Raw genomic sequence first — 24015 nt, 5'->3', positions numbered from 1 at the left:
GCTAATGGCTAATTGGTAATTGCTTTTAATTTTGTTCTGTTGATTTAGCTATTGCATTCAGCGGTAAACCGGGCGGATAGCTGCCCTCTTCTTTAATTCGCTTGATATCGGCTTCTGTAATCTTGGCATTTAAGGATTTTGCCACTGCTCTTACAATGTCACCCTTATCAATTGTTCCGGCTACAGAACCAGTTGGCGACAGTACGACAATGCGCCGTAATTGATGGGATTCCATGCAGTTAATTACTTCGACTAAAGATGATTTCTCGCCAACAGCAATGGCTTCGCTCAATGGTTTCACGATATCTTTGAGGGTTTGCTTTTCCCACTGACTGCGCTCGATGAAGCGGATATCGTCAACAGAAACTAAGCCGCGATCGCGACCATTAGAAGAAGCAACATAAATTTGAGAGTGAGAAGTTTCTAACAAATATTGCTCGGCAAACTGCCGCAGCGTCAAGTCAGCATTAATTACTCTAAATTCGCGGCTCATAGCATCGCTAGCCTTCGTTTTCAGTAAGGCTGACTGCAAATCGGCTATGCGGTTGTAAGAGGTGGCATTTCGCAGGCAAAACCAGCCTATAAGTCCAATCCATAAGGCTCCTGGTTGCCCAACTAGCAAAAAGAGTGATGCTCCTAATGCGATCGCCAACCAACCTAAAACTTGCCCTGTTTTCGCGGCCCAACGAACGCCAGCTAAGCGAGAACCGGTGATTTTCCAAACTGCTGCTTTTAAAACCTGTCCGCCGTCCAAGGGTAGACCGGGAATTAAATTAAAGATGCCCAAAATTAGATTAATTTCGGATATTCGTTCTGCCAGTTCGCGGATCAAGCTAGATGGTGGCAGAGTTATAGCTGCTAAACCAACTATTAAAAATAGTCCGAAGCTGACTCCTGGGCCTGCGATCGCCACTTGAAAAGCTTGACCGGGAGTTTTTGATTCCTGCTCTATAGAAGCAACACCGCCAAATAGAAATAGAGTAATGGAATTAACTTTAATACCTTGAGACATAGCGGCTAAACTATGCCCTAACTCGTGCATGAGAACGGAGCCAAATAGCAGTAGAGCTAGTGCAAATCCAGCGACCCAAGAAAGCACAGGCCCATAAGCTCCCTGGTAATTTCTAGCATTGGCAAAGGTTGCTAGCGCTAAAATCACAAACCAAGAGGAATCCACAAATAGCGGGATGCCAAATAAAGAGCCAATTCGCCAACCTGCCTGCATGAATTTTTCCTTGAGTGCATTTTTCAGGGTCGCCTAAGCCAAAGTCAATCAACCCTTTACTTTATTGTGACTGAAAAAGTCCTGAATGCGATCGCTCTTGTCAGGGCACGGCAAAGTCCCTTCGTGTCAACTTAAGGTCAAACCCTTAGTCCGGCAGGGGTTAAAACCCCCGCCTCAAAGTTTAAGTCCTCTAAAGAGGACTGTTAAACTCATTAGTTTTTATTAGTCCACTAAGCGAGGACTTTAGCTATAACAGGGGAGTTTTAACCCCTGACGGCCTTTGCTTGACAAGAAGCGGTTTCAACCGCCGAACTTTTGCCTTATGCTTTTAAACCTGCTGCCAAAGGTTTAGTCCAAATGCCCTGCTCATTTTCTTCGTACTGCTGATGAATTGTCTCCCAAGCGGCGTGTTCTGCTTTACTTGCGTCGTTAGTTTCGTCAAAGGCTTGATTGTAGCGATCGATGAATGTTTTTTGAGCTTCCTCAGATAGGTGCGATCGCACTTCAGGGGACAAGTCAGCCGGGCCCGAACACCGACCTGTACTGGCGCGGGGCAAAATCATGTCGCTGACGGAGATTTCTTCACCGCCTGCACTTTCCAGCAGCAGTTGAATTTCGCCCGATTTATCGGCGGCTACTTCTGCCATCACCAGAAATTCCCCTGCTTCTAGGCGCGTTTGATAGATAGTTGCCTTATCTTCAGGCATTCCCAAGGTAGCTAAGGCGGAGACTAAACCCGCACCAGCAGAACCTGCGATCGCACCGCTAGCAGCACCGATCAATACAGCACCCAAAGGCCCTGCTGCTACCACAGGCCCCACAAAGGGTATAAATAACACGCCAACACCTGTTAGCAAGCTCAAAAACGAGCCAAATAGGGAACCAAAAATTGCGCCGTTTCGGAGGCCTCCGAGAATCAGATCTTTCTTAGTAATAAAGCCCGCGATTCTGGTTTCGGATTGAAAATTTTTGCCCATCACGGAAATATGATCGCGAGACACACCGCGATCGAGCAGGCGGCGGATCGCGCCATCTATTTGCTTTTCTTCCTTAAATACTGCTGAAACTGTGCGCTCTGCTTTATATTCTTCTGGCATTTTGAGACTCCTTGAATACTTGTTGAATACTTGTAGATACGTTACTGTTTCTTGCAGTATAGGGCTATACTATGCTGTACCTGCGTCAATCTTCTGGTAGATTCCCTAGAAATTAATCTATAATCTTCTGGTGGATTTCATAGAAATCAATCTATTATTTTCTGTGATTAGCAACACTCAATTTTTGTTATATAAGCCTTGCGAAGTAATCCCAAAGATGGTTGTTAGCAGCAAGAGATTGCGTCACCCCTTCTCAATAACAGAGTAATAATCTATTTGTCATTGCGAGCGTAGCGAAGCAATCTCAGGGTATCAACAACGGTACAACAACCTACAAAGGAGAGCGAATATATCCCCACTTACCAAAACCAAAAGATACCGGAGCAAATCCGTCAGAAATATCATCATAAGACCGACTAAACTGCGGATTAATAACATAATTTCCACTTTTGTCTATAAAACCAAACTTCCCGTCAACTTCCACCTGTGCCAAACCCTCAGAAAAAGAGCCGCCACGACTAAACTTAAAAGGAATTACCAGCTCTCCTTTTGTATTGATATATCCAGATTTTTCACCATTGTAAACTGCCGCCAAGCCTTCAGAAAAAGGCGAAGCATACTTGAATTGAGGCGGAATTGCTAACCTCCCAGTTTTGTCAATATATCCTTCACCAACACTAAGACTAACTCGCGCAAAACCTTCCGAAAAATTACCTATAGCATCAGTCAATGTGTAATCCAGAATTATCTCAGTAAACTTTCCCATCTTGTCAATAAAGCCAGATTTACCATCCTCCACAACCAAAGCTACACCATCGGAAAAAGGCAATGCCCAATTAAATTTGGGCGGAATTACAAATTTACCAGTCTTGTCAATAAAGCCATCTTTGTCCTGAAACTTCACTGCTGCTAACCCTTCCGAAAAATAAATAGCACTTTCAAATTGTGGCTGAATTACCATTTTCCCTTTTGTGTCGATCGAGCCAAATTTGCCCCCGATCTTGACAGTCGCTAACCCATCAATAAAAGAAGAAGCTTCCTCAAAATCCTGTTGAATCACAATATTACCTGTTCTGTCAATATAGCGGAACTTGCCACCAATTGTCACCAATGCCAGCCCTTTAACAAAAGGATAATGTAGATAATACTCTGGTTGGATCAATAATTTTCCTGTCTGGTCGATCGCACCCCATTTTTTACCAATTTTCACCCAAGCTACCCCACTAGAAAATGACTCAGCTTCATCAAAAATGGGGGGGATTACTAAGAATTCACTCCAAGGCGTATACTCCGGTGGCAATACATTTGCTATTTTCAATGCTTGACATAATAAGCCTGCAATTTCGCCTCTGGTAGTGTTCTTATTGGGCTGAAGTTTCCTGACATTTGGGTAGTTGACAATCAGGTAGTTTTCTGTAGCAGCAGCGATCGCATTTCTGGCATAGTCTAGAATCTCCGCTGCATCGTCAAAATACTTCCTTAATGTCTCGTTTGCTGGTGAAACAGGTTGATAATTTAACCCATTTGCTATAATTGAAATTGCTTGCACTCGCGGTAACATTTGATTAGGCTTGAAAGTGCCGTCAGGATAACCCGCAAAAAATTTTCTTTCCGTAGCAAATTTAATTGCTTCGTGGGCCCAATAATTCTCAGGGACATCAGTAAAAGTAATGGCAGTAGCGACTATGGGGGAATTGGGAAAAGCTTTGAGTAAAATAGCAGCAAACTCAGCACGAGTAATAGTTACCTCTGGGCGAAAAGTGCGATTGTGATAGCCGTTAATAATCCCTCGCTGTGCCAACTCAATAATACATTTTTGCGCCCAATGGCTTTGAATGTCGGAAAAATTTACAGTGTTAGTCATAAATAGGCTCCTGTTTTTCAACTATTCTACAGTTCTCTTCACTGGATACTTTAAGATACAATTAGATCGAACCAGCAATCAGGAAAAAATCTGATTTTCCTAGCTAAACTCCTCACATCTTCTTTCAGACTTGCCCTTCCATTTTTCAACTCCAATCACAAGGAAATAAATTAATGGCATTAGCACATCTCTTTCCAGTTATCCATCCCATCTTAAAGCATACTTTCCCAAATTGCCTGTGGACAGGAGATGTCAATCAGCCGGAGATTGCCTTAACTTTTGACGATGGCCCCCACCCGCAACACACGCCAAAATTACTCAAAATTTTAGATAAATACAATATTACAGCTAGCTTTTTTCTACTCGGTTTGTGCGTCCAACGCTATCCCGAAATTACTAAGGCTATTTATGAAAGCGGTCATTGGATTGGCTTACATGGCTATCAACATATATCCTTCCCTAAGTTAACACCAACAAACTTAAAATTGGAATTAGAAAATACCCAAAATCATATTTACGAAGCCTGCGGTTTAGCACCACAATTAATCCGAGATGTGCGCCCACCCAATGGTTTTTTTACGCCCCGCCAATTAAATTTGTTAACGGGTTGGGGATATCGCCCTGTAATGTGGAGTGTAGTACCTGAAGATTGGGTAAGACCGGGAGTTTCTGTGGTTGTTAATCGCGTGATTCAGCAGACTTGTAGGGGTTCAATTATTGTCTTACACGACGGACATTGTGGCGGAGAAGATGTAGCACTCTCAGCAGCAGAAATTATTCCTCTACTTTTAGATCGAGGCTATAATTTTGTTACCATCGATAAAATCTGGAACCAAATCCAACAGGGCAGATTTTGAGTTGGGTAAAGTGGCGGATAGTATAATCTCTGAGTAAACCTGTGTTGACAAGACATTTATTCAGGACTTACGCAAAACTATCCGTAACGCCGCCATCTTGGCGGTCAAGTCACCGCCAAGATGGCGGCGTTACGGAATCTGTCATAATATCTGTGTGAGTAGAGGAGTTTTTGTATGGTTAAATCGCATAAATCGCCAACTGTAACAGCCTTAGCTTTGGGTTTAATCTTAGCTAATGAGGTGCTTTTTAATAACAGGATAGCGCCTGCATTTGCCCAAACTAGGTTTAAGGATGTTCAAAACCATTGGGCCCAAGCTTGTATTGAAGATTTAGCCGATAAAAAAATTATTAGTGGCTATTATGAAGATGGAACTTTTCGCCCCAATCGCCCCGTTTCCCGCGCCGAATTTGCTGCCATCGTCCGCAGAGCTTTTCCCAATGCTAAGCCAGTTCGAGAAGCTATGACTTTTGTCGATCTTCCTACTGATTATTGGGCTTATAAGTCGATAATGGAAGCCTATCAAACGGGATTTATTTCTAGCTACAATGGTAGTGTTTTTAATCCTACTCTTAATATTCCTCGCTGGCAAGTGGTGGTATCTTTAAGTAATGGTTTAAGGTATTCCCCAACGCAATCGGCGACTAACATTTTGACCGCGACTTTTGACGATGCAGCGGACATTCCAGATTTAGCAAAAAATGCGATCGCGGCTGCTGCTGAAAAACAGGTTGTCGTTAATTATCCTAATGTTAGACAACTTAAACCAAATCAAGATGTAAGTCGGGCAGAAGTAGCTGCATTTCTTTGCCAAGCTGTGTCTAACTCAGGTCAAGCGGCTTTAGTTCCTTCTCAATATATTGCCCAAGTTCCCGCCGATATTCAACCAACTAAAACAGAGATATCAGAAGTTGGCAAAGTTCGTGCAGAATTTTCTTATCAACAACAAGGTGAAGATGGCAAAAATTTGCGGATAAAAATTAGCCGGGAAGGTCAAATATTCCTCGATGAACCTGTGCTATTGCCGACGCGATCGCTTGCAGGTAACATAGATCGAAAAGCAACAAATGAAATATCTGAAGGGCTGTTATTATCTCTACGAGTGCGAGATTTAGATGGCGATGGGGAACCGGAAGTGTTAGTAGATTTGGTGTCTGCTAAAAGCAGAAGTAATAGCATTCGCAACAACTATTCCTATATTTACCGCTACGAGGCGACACCTAAAACCTACGTACTTACGCAACATTCTTGGGGGAATGTCAATTACGAACTTGAGGATTTAGATCGAGATAATATTCTGGAATTTAAAAGTCAGGATGGAAGATTTAGAGAGGCATTTACCAATTATACTGATTCTCGATTGCCCTTGCAAATCTGGCAATATCGTCAAGGCAAAATGTTAGATGTTACTAAACAATATCCCGTACAAGTTTACACTAATGCCTCTGAACTGTGGGTAGAAAGTAGCACTCGTCAAAGCAATAATCAAGATATAAAAGGCGTGTTGGCGGCTTACCTAGCAAGTAAGTATGTACTTGGTCAAGAGGTGGAAGGTTGGCAATTAGTTGAGAAGATTTATCAAGGTAGCGATCGCGCTCAATTTTTGGGACAATTACGCCAATTTTTAGCGAGTAATGGCTATGCTGTTGGTCAAAATACCGCTGATAATAAGCCTCAAGATCGATCAGATACTAAACTTCAAGCTCAACCAGAGACTAAACCTCAAGATAAGCCAGATACTAAGCCTCAAGATAAGCCAGATGCTAAGCCTCAAGATAAGCCAGATACTAAGGATAATGAGACTGCGATCGCACCTAAATTAGTCCGCACTTTACCTGGTAGCAAAAACCCAGTTTTTTCTGTGTCAATTAGCCCAGATGGTAAAACTTTAGCCGCCAGTGGTAAGCAGGAAATTAAACTTTGGAATCTGGAAACAGGAGAAATATTAAATACCTTATCGGGCCATGAAGGTAATGTTTGGTCTGTAGCTATTAGTCCAGATGGGCAAACTTTGATGAGCGGTAGTGGTGATGGTAGCGCGATTTTGTGGGATATTTCTACTGGGGAAATCCGACGCAATCTATCCCATACAGGGGGGTGGATTAATGCAGTTGGTTTTAGTTCAGATAGCAAAACTGCGATTAGTTGCAGTCATAATAAGGGGATTAATTTGTGGGATGTTACTACTGGAAAACTCCTGTATAGTCTCGATGGATTTAACCCGATGGCGATCGCTTCTCAAGGGCGGGTTTTCGCCAGCAGCGGCGGGCCTAGCGAGATCAAGCTATGGGATGTGGTGACGGGGGCACTTCGCAGTACCCTTGCGGTTCCAGCGGTGGCGGGAGGCGGAATTAAGGCGATCGCTATCAGTCGGGATGGGTGGACTCTCGCCCACGCGATGTCTGGAAATTCTCGCATCCAAGTCTGGGATTTGCGGAAGCGACAAGCGCTTTATACCCTAGACGGACATTCTGCGGGGGTAGAGGCGATCGCGATTAGTCCCGACGGACAAACTCTCGCTAGTAGCAGTAGCGATCGCACTCTCAAACTGTGGAATCTACGTACCGGGAAACTGATGCACTCAATGGAAGGGATGGGTGCGATCGCCTTCAGCCGCGACGGGCAAATTCTTGTTAGCGTAGGTAAGGATAATTCTATTCAAATTTGGCAAATGAGTGACAAAGTTAGCCAAAGGTGAGTAAGTTTTTTCAGCAATTACGCGCGATGAGATTAGAAACCGGGTTTCTGAGTAGAATCTCCGTAGAGAATCGAATATTTTTCTAAGAAACCCGGTTTCTGTGCGTAGGTAAACGCTACGAATGTACATTTGAAGGAGAAGTATTATTTTGCCTGCTAAAACATTGTCAACTACTTTGCGATCGCAGTCAAATTAATCAGCCAAAAAACATTCAGACTATAACTTCCTTCAGAAACGCGGCTAATTCTCCCTTATTCATATTTCCCTGTGCCACCTGCATCACCAAATTATATGCTTGCTCATCTGTCAAATTTAGGGAATAGCCATTAAAACGTAAAAAACTATCCATCGCCGCGAAAGCAGTCCGTTTATTGCCATCAATAAAAGGGTGATTCATCGCTAAATGGTAGAAATAAGCAGCAGCTTGATCCTGAATTGTGGGATGCAGCAACTCACCGCCGAAAGTGGCTTGCGGTTGAGCTAAAGCAGACTCCAGCAAGCCTTCATCCCTAACACCCTGACTGCCACCAAATTTTTCAATTTGTCTGGCATGGATGCTTAAAACCGCACTTTTATTTAGAAAATTAGGAATTAGCAAGACGGCGATAAACCTCCTCTCTTTCGCGTTCCGAATCTAGATATGCCTGCCATAATTTCGGGTCTATTTCTGGTTGTTGCTTAGCCTTTAGGGAACGCACAAACTCAAGTACCTCTTCTAGTCTATGCTCTGGCACTTGGTCAATTTCTTGGAGCAGTAAGTCTTTAGTAGTCATTTTTCCGAAAAGATTAGTATACTAAGTAGGGTGGGCGCTCGCCGTCAATCATTTTAGGCTATGAGAAACATCTAGGCTATGAGAAACATCGCTATTTGTGGCAATAGCCTACCTTACTTTTAATTGTATCCTTTTACTTACCAGCTTACTACAAAACTTATAGAAAATGCAACTTACCAGTAAAATTTTCTGCCCAATTCCTCTTCTAACTTGTAATTATATGGTTGAAAAAACTCACTCAATCGCCCATGAATAGCATCAATCGGCGGCTGATAAACCCCAGCATTATACTTTTCATGATCAGGAAGTTGATAATCTGGCAAACCTAAAAATGCAAAAACCTGTTGAAGTGCAACAGCAGGATTAGCATAAAAATCTTCACTTCGCAAAATTAAGAACTGCTCTTTAGGAAAAAGCCTCATCCACCGTCTGATACTATAAACATAAAGACTCTTATCAAGATACTCGCACTGTTTCCAGTAAATTGCATTTTCTAAATCCGTTTCATTTGCCTTTGCTAATATCTCCATTTCAACGTTTATCGCCTCTTCAAAAGAGCGCTTTTCCGTTCCCCGTCTCACCCACATTTGATAATGAGAAAAAACTCTGGCTACAGGATTTCTCAGGATAATAATTAGCTTAACTTGCGGTAGAGATTCGTGCAATCTTTGAGCCGCTAGCGGATAGTTTAAATAGGTAGGAGTTGCCTCGCCAGTCAAAAAAAATTGTGTATTTATTTCTGGGAAAAAATGAGCATCATACCAAGCCTTACCGCGATGAAAATGTTCTGAAAAAAAACAGATTTCTTTCTCAGCAGCCGCTAAAATTTGAGGATGAGAAGTGATATACTTATAAAGAGAAGTAGTTCCACATCTAGGAGAACCGATAATAATAAAATCTGGGTTGCGTAAGTTTTCAAAATTACAATTTACTTGTGCAAGTTCGGGATGAGATACTAAAGTTTGCTTGTAAACAGCAGTTTGGTAAACCGCTATCGCCTCCTCAATTTTTCCCTGTTTTGTCAGCGCTGCCGCCAAATGGACGTAAACTAAAGGAAAGTCAGGTAAAATCTCAATAACTTGGCGATAAAGGGCAATTAAATCGTCAATTAAACTAGAATTATTAGGAAGCGGCGCATAGCGCAGAGGAAAGTAAGCAGGGGTAAAATTGGGTTGTAGGATAATCGCCTTTTGCTGAGCTGCGATCGCATCTTCTAATTGCCCATTTTGTTGTAGCGCTTTCCCCAAATTGTGGTAAGCTAAAGGCGAATCGGGATTTATTTCAACCGCCTTTCGGTAATGCGCGATCGCCTCCTCTAATTTTCCCTCTAACTTCAGCGCATCTCCCAAAGCACAATAGTCCAAATTCATGCCGGAATCCTATAATAACCGCGCATCATCACCTTAATATCTAAATGCTTCTTATCCGCCGTAGTTCCATCGTGAATCATATTCTCCGTAGGCGCAATATAAGCCTCCCCCGGTGCTATTCTCAGCTTCACCACTGGATATTCTGGATAGCGCCTCATAAATTCCTCATTCGCCGATCGCATCCAATTTTGTTGAATTCCCTCCTCGCTACCTCCCAACATCTCAAATAAAGTCATTTCTGGCAGATTAATAAATAAAAAATAACGGTCTTCCAGCCCCAAATTAACACAAATACGATTAGTTGCTTCGTGCTTGCGATTCAACGGTAATTTATCCCAATTATCAGTATGCAAACCATTATGGCAGCCTCGGTTTCTGTCAATTGTTGACGTAGTTAATCCCGGAGGCATTCCCCCAATGCCATTAATCGCAGGCGGAGAATTAGAGAAACATAAAGGAGTAAAATAGTGAATAATTTTATCTAAAGCTTCCTGGCAATTTTCGCGGATGCCAAAAGCCTTTAATTCTTCTTGAGTTGCGATCGCGCTAATACCTTGTTCTGCAAACGGAGCTAACACTTTTGAGGGCAAACGCACAATTCCTATACCAGCATAATAGGGTGGTACCTCCTCTGTCCACAGCAGTGCCGACTCCTGTGCATTTGGATATCTCCAAGGCTCTTTAGGCACAAAAGCACCATCGCAATAACCAGCACTCTCTGGTAGAATTTCTCCTGCTGCCACAGTACCAGAACTCAGCCACACCCTCGGAATTTCACTCTTATCCTTGGGAGTGCATTGAAAAATTTTAATTCCTTCCCGAAGATTGACCATCAAAGCAAAAATTATCTAAAAGTTAACAGTTAACAGTTAACTGTTAACTGTTAACTGGTAAGCTTCTATAACTTGTAAGTAGGTAGATGCAAATAAACCTTGCTGTGTAATAAGTAAGGTGGGCGCTTACCGACTACCATTTATAGCTATAAGTTACAAGTTTTTTGCGGCAAGCGCCCACCCTACGTTTAATTCTACTATTTAACAGCTAACAATTAACAGTTAACCGTTAACTACTCTAGTGCGTGCAGTGCGTACAATGCGTACAATGCGTACACAAACCCGCAACCTCAAACCCTTCTGCTGTTGGAAATTGCCAGAGAGTTTGTGTTAAACTTGCAGGGTCAACTTCTGGTCTAGGAACAGATGAAAACGTCAAGACGCGCCCCTCATCATCTGTATTTTCTACCAAAATTTCATCCTCAGCAATTTTAATACCATCTCGGTGTAAAATGCTGATGCCAAACATATTAGTCATTCCCAACTCTGACAGCTTAGCTGCAATAGCGCTGAGAAATTCTTGATTGTTGACAACTGCTTCTGAGCGTTCAACTGCCGCTGCTACCTGCTCATTATTGCGGACAAATTCTAACGGAAACCAAACCCACTCACCAGATACTTGATTTTGTTCAACCTTCCACATATAGGGAATAGCATCGCTATATTCTGTGGTCGGCTTAATGTAAGAATTGTTACCTTCAAACTCCTCAACTAGCCGCTCTTCAGCAGACAGGTTGAAGTGCTTGTGAAGCAAGCATATACCAACTTGTTTTTGCAAGCCGTAGCTGCGGATAATCGCACCCAACTCTTTCAGATTATACTTGACTAATTCAAGCCGATCTCTGACCGTGAAAAAATCCTCTAAACCGTCGAAAACTTCTGGTTTGTAAGCTGTTAGCATACGGGTTTAGTTCCTTGCAGATTAATATCTATAGTCGAACATATTTGGGATTTTGCCAAATGTCAATAGCTGAGACAGGATAAATATATTAAATATTTGTGACAGCGGTAATTTTTTAGCGTAAGCTTTGGTGAGTAAGGGCGGTAGGCATCGCACTAATACGTCTCTGGTATCGATCGCCCCTAGCAGTTTCCGCGCCGCAGGCAACCGGATGAGTAATACCCAGTTTGAGATCGCTAATAGGTCTTTAACGAAACCCCTCGCTCCTAGAGTCCTTGATGTGGACATAGATTGCTTGTAGTCTTAGATTGGCGAGTGACATTTGAGTGCGATCGCCCCCTTAGATTACAGGGATTCGCCTAGAATAGTTACTAGGCATTGTTATTTATTTTTTTTAGGAATTACGCAGTCGATCGGATAAGTGTGTCAGAGGTTGCCCCGATAACCGCACAGAAAATCTTAGCCTCAAACCCCATCCTTCATCAGCCATTCTCCATTCTTCAATCCCTATGCTTGTCTGTCTCCAGTGTCAGTTTGAGAATCCCAATAGCAACAAATTTTGTCAAAACTGCGGCACTTCCCTCACCGACAAGTTTTGCCCTGAGTGCGGTGCTAAAGTCTCTTTTAGCGCCAAACAGTGTCAAAACTGTGGTAATGCGACAGGCCAAGTATGGTGGGCAGTAGTATTGTGGCAACCAGATTTACAACCCACTCCAACTTCAGAACCCGAACTTGCAATACCTTCGGCAGACTACGCCTACGGTCAAATTCAGCAGCTACAAGACATTTTTGTTGGTGCAGCATCAACAGAAAGTTTTGTAGAGCCAGCATCAGACATAATTAGCACAGAAATATCCCCCCCCCTCCAACCCCCAGAAACAGCAGTTTTAAGCCCTCAGATCCCCCCTGATGACGAGATCGGCAACGGAGATATTGAGGATACTAGCTCGGTTAATATGCAAGGGGCTGCATCCTTCCCAGCCAACGAAGATGCTCAATTTATAGATAAATTAGAGCAAAATGCTATACCCGCTCTGGATTTCCTTAAAGGAGATAAGCCAGAAAGTGAAGAGTCTGAGACTCGGAGACTCGGAGACTCGGAGACTAGAGAAGATTTAACTTCCCCATCTCCCCCATCTCCCCCATCCTTATCTGTGGGAGATTATTTAGATACGCAGAAACGTTACCAACTATTAGAACCCTTAGTATTAAAAGCTACTGAAGCAACTGTTACGGTGTTGGTCTTAGACTGTAATCCTCTACAAACTTCCTTACTCAAAGCACTCTTAGCAGCTAAGTCAGAAATTCCTGCGACTGCACAACCCTACTTAACTCTAAAGTCAGAATTTCCCCAAAACCTGCCCAGCCTTCACGACACTTTGCAGGAAAACGGACAAGCAGTAATACTCTTAGAAGACTGCTCAGACTGGCCATTGCTATCAACACAGTGGAGCAATCCCCAAACTTCAACCCAGCAAATCTTATATTGGCTCAACGAGATGACAGAGCTTTGGGCTGCACTAGAACCCTGGCAGAGCCGTCAAAGCTTACTAGAAATGACAAATTTGCGGGTAAATCCGAATCCCACAGCCTCTTTAGCCTCAATCCGCCTGCAAAGACTCTATCCAGAAACAGCTCCATCCTCTCTAACTCTTCAAACTTTAGGAGAATTGTGGCAGGCTTTATTTAACCAGTCTCAGCGCACCCTATTTAGTGCTTTGGCCGCCCTGTTGCGCGATCTGCATCAGGGAAATATTCAAACGATAGACTTACTGCGATCGCATCTAGAAAATATGCACAGCTCACTGCAACCCGAACCAACCCCAACCTCAGCCCTCACCCACCTGCAATTGGGCAAATTTCAGCACAAGCTCGCTGATGCAGGCGACGACAGTACAACCCTCCCCTTGCCCATGCAAGTTTACCGTTTGGAAGACTGCGGACGCACAGATGTTGGTCGCCAGCGAGATCGCAATGAGGATTTTTTCACCATTTGGACTCAGACGAACAAGCTAGAAAGCTCGCTTGGTCGCATCCTTCAGATTAAAGGACTTTACATCCTCTGCGACGGCATGGGCGGACACTCCAGCGGTGAAGTAGCCAGCCAATTAGCCGTAGAAAGCCTCAAGCAATACTTTCAAACCCATTGGAGAGATGAGCTACCCTCTGCCCAAACCATCAGCGAAGCAGTGCTGTTAGCCAACCAAGCCATCTATGAAGTTAATCAAAAAGATGTTCGCTCTGGTAGCGCCCGTATGGGTACTACTCTTGTTACAGTCTTAATTCAAGACTCTCAAGTTGCCGTTGCCCACGTCGGTGATAGCCGACTTTATCGACTCAGGAGAGGAGGGAAACTCAAAAAAATTACCACCGATCACGAAGTAGGCCAACGGGAAATTAAGCGGGGTGTCGATCCGCAAACTGCATACTCCCGCCCCGATGCCTATCAGCTAACTCAAGCTCTCGGCCCACGAGATAATAATTTTGTCAAGCCAGAGGTGCAGTTTATAGAACTACTTGAAGATACCCTCTTAATTTTGGCCTCCGACGGTCTGACGGACAACAATTTCTTGGAAACTCACTGGCAAAGTAAGCTCGAACCTCTTCTCAACCCCCAAAGTAATTTGGAGCAAGGTGTGAAGGAGTTAATCGACTTAGCTAATCAGCATAATGGTCATGACAACATTACAGCTATTGTTATTCGTGTACAAGTACGACCTTACCGATTCTAAATTAGTTAGTTGTTAGTTGTTAGTTGTTAGTTGTTGGTTGTTGGTTGTTGGTTGTTGGTTGTTAGACACAATTATAACGTAGGGTTGGCGCTTGCCGCCCAAGTCTGTAACTCATAGCCTAATATAGTTATTGGCGAGCGCCCACCTTACAAGCTATAGAAGCGTTTATTTATGCCTAGCTAATTACCAATTACCAATTACCAATTACCAATTACCAATTACCAATTAACTTAAATTCTAATATTGAATGCCTCTGGTTGCTCATTTACCCAAGATTTCCCTTTACTTATAAGGGACAATTGAGGTGATATTAATTCACGTACCAGCCGCCAGAAATGTTGAATAGGAGGAATTTGCATTCTATCGTGAGTAGTGACTAAAACAACTTGGCGGCTCCAAATCGGATCGGCGATCGCCTCCGTAATCCCAGAAACCTTAGAATTAGACTGACAAGGTGCGATCGCGCGCACTGCTAAAGTAGAATCTGTACGGGCCTCCATCAAAGCCGAGTGTGGTAATAAAGCAATCAATTCACCCTGACGCACCACACCCCGAAAAGCGTCCAGCGTATTTAACTCCAAAACTGCATTCAGAGTCGAACCCATCCGCGCAAACTGCTCTTGTACCAAGCGTTGCATCCCATAGCCATCCTTAAAAACTACCTGTGGGTAGCGACTCAACTCCAACCAAGGTATCCGTTCGTATTGTATCAGGGGGTGGTTAGCAGCCATCAACACCTCAATCGGCTCATTGTAGAGCACTTCCACCAGCATTTCCGGCCCTTGAGTAAAAAAGCGATTATTCATCACGATCGCCACATCCACCATCCCATCTTTTAACACCTTCAGAGCGCGATCGCTACCCAAAGCCGTCACCCGCAACTGCACATCTGGATACTCCCGACAAAACCTTTGCAGCACAGGCGGTAGATAAGAAGCACAAATTGAGTGAATCGCCGCCACACAAAGTTCAGGTTGCTTCCCCGCCAGCAAATCAGCTAATTCTTCTGTAGCATTATTCCAAGTCAGACAGATTTTGCGAGCGTGAGGCAGCAGCCTTTCCCCCCCCAGAGTTAGCTTAGCCTGAGTAGTACGGTGGAATAAAGGCATTCCCAGCTCAGCTTCTAAAACCTGCACCTGACGACTAATAGTAGATTGGGTAACGCCGCACTTACGGGCAGCCTGCTGAAAGCTGCCAGTTTCAGCAACAGAAAGAAATGCTTGCAGTTGCTCTAGGCGCATTGAGGTTTAACTTTAAAGATTAAAATTTATTGCTCTGAATGACCTTAACCGATTTCCTCAAACAATTTAGTACACTTTGATACCGCAGAAGGCAGAAGGCAGGAGTTAGGAGGCAGAAGGCAGGAGGCAGGAATAAGGCAGGAAGAAGACAGGAGTTAGGAGGCACGAGGCAGAACTTGGAATTCTGAATTGTATATTCTGAAGACAGAAGTGTGGAATATTTGCAACACTAGAAATTAGGAACTAAGAACCGACAACGACTGACTAAACTGCAAAGGACAAGCCGAAATGTTGGAATCTATTAATAATATGCTCTTTAATGAAAATTTTATACCGCACGGTCACTGTTACCTCTGGCAGCGAGAGCTAGTAGGGCTGCACCTGCTGAGCGACTTATTAATTGCCCTAGCTTATTATTCAATTCCCGCCTTGCTCGTGTACTTTGTTTACAAACGGCGCGACGTACCCTTTAGTTGGATATTCTTACTGTTCGGAGCCTTCATCATCTCTTGTGGCACTACTCACATCATGGAAGTCTGGACACTATGGCATCCAGCTTACTGGCTATCCGGCACGATCAAAGCCATTACCGCTGCAATCTCCCTGTACACAGCAGCCGAACTGATACCATTAATGCCCAAAGCTCTTGCCCTGCCTTCACCCGCACAATTAGAAGCAGCAAACCGGGCCCTCACCGCTGAAATTGCTGAACGCGAGCGAGTAGAAGTCGCCCTATACAGGGCTAATATTGAACTCGAAAGCCGTGTCGAAGCACGCACCGCCGAACTTAGGCAAAGCAACAACCTATTGCTGAACGAAATAGCTTCCCGAAAACAGGTAGAGGAGTCACTACAAGATGCTCTCCAGAAACTAACTTTCCATTTTGAGAACACGCCGCTAGCAGTAGTCGAGTGGGATAGCACCTTTCATCGAGTCTGTCGGTGGTCGCCCGCTGCTGAGAAGATTTTTGGGTGGACTGCACAGGAAGTAATGAATTTGCAGGGTAGCGATTGGAACTTCGTCTTTACTCCAGACGCAGAGGCCGTCAGCAAAACCACAGCCCGGTTGAGAGAGGGCGCTGAATCGCGCAATATTTCGTCCAACCGTAATTATAGAAAAGACGGAGCTATTGTTTATTGCGAGTGGTATAACTCGGCTCTGTACGATGACGCTGGCTCCTTAGTGTCGGTGTTATCTCTAGTTCTGGATGTGACGGAGCGCTATAGTTTTCTGGAAGCTCTGCGTCAGTCAGAGGCGCGGTTTCGGATTGCTGCGGAGTGCGCCAGCGATTTGATTTATGAATGGGATCTTAATACTGGCATCGTCCTGTGGTTTGGTCATATTGACGAAGCTCTCGGATATGTCAAAGCTGAATTTCCAAGGACGAGAGAGGGTTGGCTCAATGCCATTTACCCCGACGATCGCGATCGCCTTTGTGTGGCTGCCGAACAGCATTTGCAGACCCACGAACCCTTTTTTGTGGAGTATCGCATCCAGCAGCAAGATGGGACGTTTCTTTACTGGATCGATCGCGGTACTGCGGTGCGAGATGATACGGGCAAGGCTTACAAATGGATTGGGGTGACAAGCGATATTAGCGATGCCTACGCCGAACTTCGCTTACGCAAGCAAGCAGAGGAAGGAGCTAATTTTCTCGCTGAGGCGATCGCTGTGCTCGCTTCTTCATTAGATTACGAAACAACGCTGCAACGCTTGGCAGATTTGGCAGTACCGCAATTGGCAGATTGGTGTTGCGTGCATTTGGTGGAACCCGAAGGAGCGATTCGCTTGGTGGCAGTTGCCCACAGCGATGCTCAGAAAGTAGAGCTGATGTGGGAGATAGAGAAAGGCCAGCCGATTGACCCCCAAGGACGGCACGGAGTGGCGAAGGTGTTGCGGACGGGGGAATCCAAGGTATATGCAAATATTCCCGACGCAGTGCTCGAAGCAGTTGCTCCCAATGAGGCAGCCCTCTCTTTGCTGCGCGAGTACGATTTATTATCAGCGATGTGCGTCCCACTCATCGCTCACGGGCGCAAACTGGGAGTTATTTCCTTACTGTGTGGGGAGTCGGGCCGACGCTATGGACGAACTGAGTTAGATTTAGCAGAACGTCTAGCTCACCACGCCGCGATCGCGATCGATAATGCACGGCTTTACTGGGAAGCTCAAGAAGCCAACCGCATCAAGGACGAATTTTTAGCAACGCTTTCTCACGAATTACGAACACCTCTGAATGCAATTTTGGGGTGGTCGCAAATATTACAGCAGAAAAAGCTAACTCAGGAAAAAATGGCGATCGCTCTAGAGACAATTGAACGCAATGCTCGTTTGCAGGTGCAGATGATCGAAGACCTCCTCGATGTTTCCCGGATTCTGGCAGGTAAGATTTCCCTGAAGTTGGGGCCCGTTGAACTGGTGGGAATCATTGAAGCCGGGCTCAATACCCTGCGTCCTATTGCTGAAGCAAAAGGAGTTCAACTTTTGAGTTTCTATGATGAAAGAGTGGGGCTAGTTTTTGCGGATACTAATCGCTTGCAGCAGGTAATTTGGAATCTACTTTCCAATGCACTCAAGTTTACCCCCAACGGAGGGCAGGTAGAAGTGCGGCTAGGACTGGGGATGGGGGATTGGAGGGAAGGGGGAGATGGGAAGGAGAAGGAAGATGAAGAGATGGAAAAGGCAGGAAATTTAGTTACTATTCAAACTCAAAACCGCGATCGTGAAGCCTACCCAAAGGGTTTAGCGTTGGAAGTGCAACCAAGCAATCTCAAAACTCAAAATTTCCTATCTTCCTCTATTATTTCTTATGCAGAAATTCAGATTACCGATACAGGAATTGGTATCAGTCAGAAGTTTTTACCTCATGTTTTCGAGAGGTTCCGTCAAGCTGACAGTACCACAACCAGATCTTACGGAGGGCTGGGACTGGGCTTAGCGATCGTCCAACATATTGTGACAATACATGGCGGTACAGTACACGCTGAGAGTGCGGGAGAGGGAATGGGGGCAACTTTCACGATCAGGCTACCACTGCTCGAAAGAAGCAGATAAGTAGAAGGAAGAAGGAAGAAGGAAGAAGGAAGAATGTCCTAACTACCAAGAAGGTTGCTATAAATAAATGTAATCATGTCATTGCGAGCTCCGCGAAGCAATCGCAAAGCTTTGAGATTGCTTCGCTGGGCTCGCAATGACAGTGTTTATTTTTGTCTAGCTACTTAGTTACAATTAACTTTGATTAGCAAGAGTTGTAGGCGCAATCGCACCATCTTTGTCTCCTTCTCCCAATTTATCCAAAATCTCCACAATCTCTCTTTCAAAAGTAACTTGAGCCCGATTTGTACGCCCTCCAATATAAAGACGATCGCCCTTTTGTAAAGCCCAAATCTGCGAGTGAGATACATAACTCATCATCACGCTCAGCATCAGTAAACCAAAGCCCGTATAAACTAGCGGTATCCCCGGATCGGCTTTAATTTGCAACCCTGTGCTACCAATAACTTCGTCAATAGTTAACATCACTCCGTTAACTTCTGTTGCCATTCCCGCACGCACAGTAGTTAGCAACTTGCCGTCAGAACCATAAATTAGCAGAGTTCCTTGTAAGTCTTTGGCTAACAGAGAAACCCCTGCGCTCAAATCTGGTTTTGTAGGAATCCAAGTTCCCCAAATGCGCCCTTTTCCCTGAGTATCTAACTGAGCCATTGGTAGTTGTAAAACGGGGCTTTTATTGATGCGTACTCGCACTCCAGCAATTCCCCAATCTGCCTGATAAATAGTGACTCCGCGATATCTTAGAGGTTTATTAACGTAAATTGTTTGTTTGTCAACTTCTTTCCCTTCTTCATCCAAAACTGAGAGGTCAGAATAAAATTGATCGATATTCCCATCTGGTGTATAATCTATCCAGAAGCGATTCACCCGCAATCCCCAATCTTTAGGTATTTGCGCCTCTGCCCAAGGCCCCGCATCGGTAATATTTTTAATCTGAAATATGTCGCCACTGGCCACTAATTCTTGACCGAGAAATCCTGTCATTGTTCCCCAGATGGCACCAGCTAAAATAATTAACATACTGGCGTGAACGATAATCGGCCCAATCTTTCCAACTATGCCTTTCCGAGCATAAAGTGTATCGCCTTCGCGAAATACGCGATACCTACGTTTTTGCAATATTTCCTCTAGGGAATTTAAGGAAGATGTTTCTAATTCTGCACTCAAAGCTAACTTTTCAAACTGTCGCGATTCTTCATAAAATTTCCAGCGACGGGCGGCTTTTAAGGCGGGAAATTGTCGAGTAAATGTACAAGCAGTTAAGCTAGTTCCAAATAAAATTAGAATTGACAAAAACCACCAAGTACGGTAAACGTGGTCTAAGCCTAGAATTAGCAAAACTTTCCAAGTTAGGAAACCAAATAAGGCAGGATGTTCGGGATAGTTAGCTTGGTAAAATTGGACTGGTTGACCTTGTTCGACGATCGTACCGCTGATGCTGAAAATTGCGATCGCTAGTAGTAAAATAATTGCTAATCGTAAATCGGCTAGCACTGGCAATAATTCTCGGCGGAAAAATAGCTTAGGAGTGTTTACCCAGTGGGAAATTTTAGATAGAAATAACTCTTTTGATGGCATGGTAATTGGTAATTGGTAATTGGTAATGGCTAATGGCTAATGGCTAATGGCTAATTGCTAACTGCTAATTGCTAATTGCTAATTGGGGAAAGGGTTTCCTCATCTCCTCTGCTCCCCCGCTCCCCTGCTCCCCCTCTTTCCCTCTTTCCCTAGCCCCTAGCCCCTAGCCCCTAATCCCTTCTTTGGTAAATTAAGTAATGGGTGCTAACCGCGATAGCAGAGAGAAAACGCCAAATCCTACTAATAATACTCCGCTAACTGGGGTAATCCAACTAGACCAGCGACGTAACTCTAGCAGCTTTTTAATACTAGCAGTAAAAGTACCTGCTAAGATCAGGGGCATGACATAGCCAGCAGTGTAGGATAATAGTAAAACTGCTCCTAAAATTGTATCTCCTGTGGTAGAAATCCAGGCTAACAATGTAGCTAAAACAGGGGTACTACAGGGAGAAGCTACCAAACCGAAGGTTAAGCCTAATAAATACGAGCGTACACCGGCTGGTAAATCTTTTGCAATCCAACCAGCAGCGTCAAATGATGGCAATTGCAACGGCAATGCTTCCAGTAAATTCAGTCCCATTAAGATGGCGATGATGCTGACGATGATTGGCAAGCCTATGCCAATTTGACCGTAGACTTTCCCAGCAAATGATGCTAAGATACCTAAAGCTGCAAGGGTTGTTGCTAATCCCAAGGAAAACCAAGTAGACTGGGCGACAGCTTGAATGCGGCTTTTAGCTTCATATCCGCCAATGTAGCCAATGGTAATCGGCAACATGGAAAGCATACAGGGGGTTAAGCTGGTGAGCAATCCTGCAAGAAATATGACTCCGATGCTGACGCTGCTAATATGTGTCAGTTGAGTTTTAACTAAGGCGTTAGCAAATTGCGCTATTTCGTAAAGTTGGGTTTGCAGGGTTTCAATCATCGGACTTGGTACTGTTCTGGATTCTGTATAGGATTGTAACGGAAATGAAGTCAATAGTTATGAGTGATGCCGATCGCTAATAGTGTTAACCCATATCACACTTAAGAGTTGATCGCAATCGCTCGCTTATCTCATAATTGTCACAATCTGTCAAGACTCCTATCACACAGCACTTTCGAGAAATAAATTACATTAAAAAGTGTTAATATATTTTATAACCTCCAATTAGCCACACTTGAGGAATTCTACGATGTTGTATCAACCTATTTTTGGCGATCGCGCCCTAAGCGAATCCTTATACCGCACCTTAATCAATCGCTTCCACGACTCTTTAACCGTTTCAGCACAAGTCCTATTAAATGAGTGTATTCTAGGTTTTGCCCCCAGCCCCGATGGAGTCAAAACCTTTTTTATTGTCGCCCCCTCCCTTGGGGTTGCAGAGGAACTAATCGAAGAAATCGATAGCCTTGTGAACCGAGTTGCTACACTCATGGCAGGAGTAGGAATATTAGCAATTTGCCTAAATCCCTCTGAAAATCAGGGACAGCAACCCAGGGATACAAAAGACACAGGGAAATTTCCCCCAGAGTATATGGCCTGCAAATTCTTCTCCATCCCTTTTGAATATGAAATGGCTGATGTTTAAATTTTAACAGCTAATCGCTAACTACTATCAATAATAAGTAATTAGCAATTAACCATCATCGCTGATACTTTTCAAACAAAGGTTGTAGTTGAAAAGTGGATAGCGGTTTACCATAGGGTGCTTGTACCTGAGCTTTGTTAGCTTGTGCATCTGCTGCTAAAGTTGCTTTTGGAGTCAAGATATATCGACCCTGATAAGTTCTGGTATCGGCAGTTAAGCGAAATTCCAAATCTCGGTTATAAGTATCCTTGGTATATTGAAGATGCAATCGAGTAATGAAAGCTCGTTCCTGGTTCATCCCCAATTCTTTTAACTCTTGGGCATTTAAAGGTGATGTACTGCAAGGATCGCAGGAACCTGTATCCCAAGCATATTCTGTTACTACAGCTTCACGACCAACTGCTTTAATCGTAGTCGTCAGTAAACCTTTATAAAATTCCCCAAATTTGGATTCTATCTCTTCAGGAACGCCAAAGTTACTGGGAATCATTACATTAGTATAATTCTTGGCTTCAGCTCTGCCTTTGTCGCTCAGAAAGTAAACAATAATATCTTGAGTGCCTTCTGAGTTAATTTTTCCTAACTGAAATGGTAGCATAATTTGGTTAGAATTTGCCACTGTAAATTGTAATGGTCGCAAGTTTTGGAAGCCTAGTCTTTGCTGTTCTTTAAAATTAATCCGAACGACAAAAAAGTAGAGTTTTTGGTCGATATAGGGTTTGAGATAACGAGCAGCATTATTAGGAAGTCTATACTTATTTTGCCTCAGCCAAGTTTCTAAAGCATTGGACTCAGTTGCACTCAGAATCACAACGTCATACTCCCCGACAGTAAAGCGTTCAACAACTGTTACGGGTGCCCGATCTCTTTTGGTTTCAGTTGCGCTTCTGGGGGCTCCAGCGGGTGCATTCTGTCGGAAATCTTGATATCGAACTAGGCGAGGTGCGGTAAAATCATCTAAGCGTTGAAATAGTTTAGCATCTATGACTTTGACATCTTGCTTTTTCAGGACTATGGGCACTGGCAAAACTAGAGCAAATTCTTTGGGATCGCCTTTGTAGTCAAAGGCTAGACTATAAGTAGTGTCGTTATTTCGATGTGCGATCGCAACTTCAGAACGGTTATTGAATAGCTGTGCATCGACTTTGGCGACAAAGAAACCGCAGAAAGCTAAAACACTTCTGGCATTCACGGATAGTAAAGCCAGAAGCACGGTTAAACTTAAAGATAAATTTCTTAAACTTTTAGACATAGAGCAATTTTCCTCCCAGACTTATATGAACAACAGCTTACCACACCCAAGCTCACTTTTTGCTTTATTAAGCTTACCCTCAAAGCAGTTGCGATTAAATCTTAACTTATAAATAGAAATAAGAATCTAAAACATTGCTAATTTAAGTCAACTATTTTACAGAAAGATATTTAGCTTATGTTTAAATTATTTACGAAGTTTATAGCATTTATCATCCAAAATTTGGAAGAATACATCATTGAAAACAGTCCTGTGAATGATGAGATTCTGCGACAGATTTTCGGGATCTATACCTTGATTAATCGCCTCAATTTGACCTTAGATAAATTCGTAGATGTTCTTGAAATCTGGCAAAGAGATTTTTATCATGGTGGTCAGGTTCCCACTTTTGCATTAGTAATATACATAATTTAATGGTACTAATAAATAACGATCTGCGTCATCTTATCAATCTTATTTGCAGTCACAATTCCCCCTCAAATGCCGAACTAAATAACTTACTAAATTATCAATTTCGCGGCGATCCATACTGCTCAAAAGTCGATGTTTTTGACATCTGGATGCGAATCATTAACCGAAATGCCAACGATCGTTTTTGTGGTTGGATTAGCCACTATAGCGACACCGAAGGCAAAACACTTGATGTTTATGGTAAAACTAATTATTTTCTTCCTTTAGTAAAGCGACGGACGCTATTTATTCCTAATTATAGTCTGTTGTTACTAGAAGTAAAAGATACCTCTAGCCTAGACAATTTATCTCAAAGTCAATGGGCAAAAAATATTAATATTTACGGTCAAACATTACCTGAATGGCAAGGTTATGCACTGAAATTCTTGCCAGAATTTCCACAAGAATTTCCGATCGAAATGGAAGGATATACTAGCTTGAAAGATAATCACTATGCCTTGATGATTGAAGTTCCAAGGCAAGAGGAGATGGTGACAAATATCATTGCATCTATCAA

The 24015-nt window shown here is 43.5% G+C and carries 19 protein-coding genes; 6 read left to right on the top strand and 13 right to left on the bottom strand.

From position 1 onward, the window contains the following. Window positions 1–25 precede the first annotated feature (25 nt). The 3 genes from OSCI_RS14510 to OSCI_RS14500 all read right to left on the bottom strand — a co-directional run bounded on the left by OSCI_RS14510 (window position 26) and on the right by OSCI_RS14500 (window position 4186). Window positions 26–1225 (bottom strand): site-2 protease family protein, encoded by a 1200-nt coding sequence (locus OSCI_RS14510; RefSeq protein ID WP_007355751.1) that lies wholly within the window; start codon window positions 1223–1225, stop codon window positions 26–28. 320 nt (window positions 1226–1545) lie between these two features. Continuing rightward, complete coding sequence (locus OSCI_RS14505) at window positions 1546–2322, bottom strand: ChaB family protein (protein WP_007355750.1); 777 nt, start codon at window positions 2320–2322, stop codon at window positions 1546–1548. 331 nt (window positions 2323–2653) lie between these two features. After that, window positions 2654–4186, bottom strand: a complete 1533-nt coding sequence (locus OSCI_RS14500; protein ID WP_007355749.1) for a WG repeat-containing protein — start codon at window positions 4184–4186, stop codon at window positions 2654–2656. A 173-nt stretch (window positions 4187–4359) separates the two neighbouring features. On the opposite strand from OSCI_RS14500, the gene OSCI_RS14495 reads away from it, so the two are divergent. Both OSCI_RS14495 and OSCI_RS14490 read left to right on the top strand, forming a co-directional pair. Beyond that, entirely contained in the window at window positions 4360–5043 is a 684-nt protein-coding gene (locus OSCI_RS14495) for a polysaccharide deacetylase family protein (protein WP_007355748.1), read from the top strand. A gap of 174 nt (window positions 5044–5217) precedes the next feature. Next, window positions 5218–7740 (top strand): S-layer homology domain-containing protein, encoded by a 2523-nt coding sequence (locus tag OSCI_RS14490; protein ID WP_007355747.1) that lies wholly within the window; start codon window positions 5218–5220, stop codon window positions 7738–7740. A 211-nt stretch (window positions 7741–7951) separates the two neighbouring features. Here OSCI_RS14490 and OSCI_RS14485 read toward each other — a convergent pair whose 3' ends face one another. From OSCI_RS14485 to OSCI_RS28525, 6 genes are all read right to left on the bottom strand, one after another. Then, window positions 7952–8338: a type II toxin-antitoxin system death-on-curing family toxin gene (locus OSCI_RS14485; RefSeq protein ID WP_007355746.1), complete on the bottom strand. Its 387-nt coding sequence runs from the start codon at window positions 8336–8338 to the stop codon at window positions 7952–7954. Beyond that, entirely contained in the window at window positions 8325–8513 is a 189-nt protein-coding gene (locus tag OSCI_RS14480) for a hypothetical protein (protein WP_007355745.1), read from the bottom strand. The genes OSCI_RS14485 and OSCI_RS14480 overlap by 14 nt, the downstream gene beginning before the upstream one ends. Window positions 8514–8686: 173 nt before the next feature. Next, on the bottom strand, window positions 8687–9883 hold the full coding sequence (locus tag OSCI_RS14475) for a tetratricopeptide repeat-containing sulfotransferase family protein (RefSeq protein ID WP_007355744.1): 1197 nt from the start codon (window positions 9881–9883) through the stop codon (window positions 8687–8689). Continuing rightward, complete coding sequence (locus OSCI_RS14470) at window positions 9880–10716, bottom strand: hypothetical protein (protein ID WP_007355743.1); 837 nt, start codon at window positions 10714–10716, stop codon at window positions 9880–9882. The genes OSCI_RS14475 and OSCI_RS14470 overlap by 4 nt, the downstream gene beginning before the upstream one ends. Before the next feature lie 238 nt (window positions 10717–10954). Then, window positions 10955–11617: a hypothetical protein gene (locus OSCI_RS14465; protein WP_007355742.1), complete on the bottom strand. Its 663-nt coding sequence runs from the start codon at window positions 11615–11617 to the stop codon at window positions 10955–10957. Window positions 11618–11638: 21 nt separating this feature from the next. Then, a complete protein-coding gene (locus tag OSCI_RS28525; protein WP_007355741.1) occupies window positions 11639–11905 on the bottom strand; it encodes a hypothetical protein in 267 nt (88 codons plus the stop codon). Window positions 11906–12126: 221 nt separating this feature from the next. On the opposite strand from OSCI_RS28525, the gene OSCI_RS14460 reads away from it, so the two are divergent. Beyond that, window positions 12127–14349, top strand: coding sequence for a serine/threonine phosphatase (locus tag OSCI_RS14460; protein WP_007355740.1), 2223 nt, complete (start codon window positions 12127–12129; stop codon window positions 14347–14349). A 230-nt stretch (window positions 14350–14579) separates the two neighbouring features. Here OSCI_RS14460 and OSCI_RS14455 read toward each other — a convergent pair whose 3' ends face one another. Further along, on the bottom strand, window positions 14580–15590 hold the full coding sequence (locus tag OSCI_RS14455) for a LysR family transcriptional regulator (protein ID WP_007355739.1): 1011 nt from the start codon (window positions 15588–15590) through the stop codon (window positions 14580–14582). A gap of 288 nt (window positions 15591–15878) precedes the next feature. On the opposite strand from OSCI_RS14455, the gene OSCI_RS14450 reads away from it, so the two are divergent. Continuing rightward, complete coding sequence (locus OSCI_RS14450) at window positions 15879–18644, top strand: PAS domain-containing protein (RefSeq protein WP_007355738.1); 2766 nt, start codon at window positions 15879–15881, stop codon at window positions 18642–18644. A 174-nt stretch (window positions 18645–18818) separates the two neighbouring features. On the opposite strand, the gene OSCI_RS14445 is transcribed toward OSCI_RS14450, so the two are convergent. After that, window positions 18819–20222 carry a cytochrome c biogenesis protein gene (locus OSCI_RS14445; RefSeq protein WP_007355737.1) on the bottom strand — a complete coding sequence of 468 codons (1404 nt, stop codon included), beginning with the start codon at window positions 20220–20222 and terminating at the stop codon, window positions 18819–18821. Window positions 20223–20412: 190 nt separating this feature from the next. Further along, a complete protein-coding gene (locus tag OSCI_RS14440) occupies window positions 20413–21150 on the bottom strand; it encodes a cytochrome c biogenesis protein CcdA (RefSeq protein ID WP_007355736.1) in 738 nt (245 codons plus the stop codon). A gap of 250 nt (window positions 21151–21400) precedes the next feature. Between OSCI_RS14440 and OSCI_RS14435 the strand changes: the two genes are divergently transcribed. Next, on the top strand, window positions 21401–21796 hold the full coding sequence (locus OSCI_RS14435) for a hypothetical protein (RefSeq protein ID WP_007355735.1): 396 nt from the start codon (window positions 21401–21403) through the stop codon (window positions 21794–21796). Window positions 21797–21851: 55 nt separating this feature from the next. Here the strand turns inward: OSCI_RS14435 and OSCI_RS14430 are convergent, their stop codons facing one another. Beyond that, window positions 21852–23048 (bottom strand): DUF2330 domain-containing protein, encoded by a 1197-nt coding sequence (locus tag OSCI_RS14430; RefSeq protein ID WP_007355734.1) that lies wholly within the window; start codon window positions 23046–23048, stop codon window positions 21852–21854. Window positions 23049–23461: 413 nt separating this feature from the next. Here OSCI_RS14430 and OSCI_RS14420 point away from each other — a divergent pair. Continuing rightward, window positions 23462–24015 (top strand): hypothetical protein (locus OSCI_RS14420; protein ID WP_039962329.1); only part of this gene is annotated, 554 nt, incomplete at its 3' end.

This window comes from Kamptonema sp. PCC 6506 (genome assembly GCF_000180455.1).
Taxonomy (GTDB): Bacteria; Cyanobacteriota; Cyanobacteriia; order Cyanobacteriales; family Microcoleaceae; genus Kamptonema; species Kamptonema formosum.
This window is presented reverse-complemented; position numbering and strand designations above follow the sequence as displayed.

Coding starts and splice junctions, on each gene's coding strand:
- OSCI_RS14510 (WP_007355751.1), bottom strand. CDS start 1,225: ATGCAGGCAGGTTGGCGAATTGGCTCTTTATTTGGCATCCCGCTATTT.
- OSCI_RS14505 (WP_007355750.1), bottom strand. CDS start 2,322: ATGCCAGAAGAATATAAAGCAGAGCGCACAGTTTCAGCAGTATTTAAG.
- OSCI_RS14500 (WP_007355749.1), bottom strand. CDS start 4,186: ATGACTAACACTGTAAATTTTTCCGACATTCAAAGCCATTGGGCGCAA.
- OSCI_RS14495 (WP_007355748.1), top strand. CDS start 4,360: ATGGCATTAGCACATCTCTTTCCAGTTATCCATCCCATCTTAAAGCAT.
- OSCI_RS14490 (WP_007355747.1), top strand. CDS start 5,218: ATGGTTAAATCGCATAAATCGCCAACTGTAACAGCCTTAGCTTTGGGT.
- OSCI_RS14480 (WP_007355745.1), bottom strand. CDS start 8,513: ATGACTACTAAAGACTTACTGCTCCAAGAAATTGACCAAGTGCCAGAG.
- OSCI_RS14475 (WP_007355744.1), bottom strand. CDS start 9,883: ATGAATTTGGACTATTGTGCTTTGGGAGATGCGCTGAAGTTAGAGGGA.
- OSCI_RS14470 (WP_007355743.1), bottom strand. CDS start 10,716: ATGGTCAATCTTCGGGAAGGAATTAAAATTTTTCAATGCACTCCCAAG.
- OSCI_RS14465 (WP_007355742.1), bottom strand. CDS start 11,617: ATGCTAACAGCTTACAAACCAGAAGTTTTCGACGGTTTAGAGGATTTT.
- OSCI_RS28525 (WP_007355741.1), bottom strand. CDS start 11,905: ATGTCCACATCAAGGACTCTAGGAGCGAGGGGTTTCGTTAAAGACCTA.
- OSCI_RS14460 (WP_007355740.1), top strand. CDS start 12,127: ATGCTTGTCTGTCTCCAGTGTCAGTTTGAGAATCCCAATAGCAACAAA.
- OSCI_RS14455 (WP_007355739.1), bottom strand. CDS start 15,590: ATGCGCCTAGAGCAACTGCAAGCATTTCTTTCTGTTGCTGAAACTGGC.
- OSCI_RS14450 (WP_007355738.1), top strand. CDS start 15,879: ATGTTGGAATCTATTAATAATATGCTCTTTAATGAAAATTTTATACCG.
- OSCI_RS14445 (WP_007355737.1), bottom strand. CDS start 20,222: ATGCCATCAAAAGAGTTATTTCTATCTAAAATTTCCCACTGGGTAAAC.
- OSCI_RS14440 (WP_007355736.1), bottom strand. CDS start 21,150: ATGATTGAAACCCTGCAAACCCAACTTTACGAAATAGCGCAATTTGCT.
- OSCI_RS14435 (WP_007355735.1), top strand. CDS start 21,401: ATGTTGTATCAACCTATTTTTGGCGATCGCGCCCTAAGCGAATCCTTA.
- OSCI_RS14430 (WP_007355734.1), bottom strand. CDS start 23,048: ATGTCTAAAAGTTTAAGAAATTTATCTTTAAGTTTAACCGTGCTTCTG.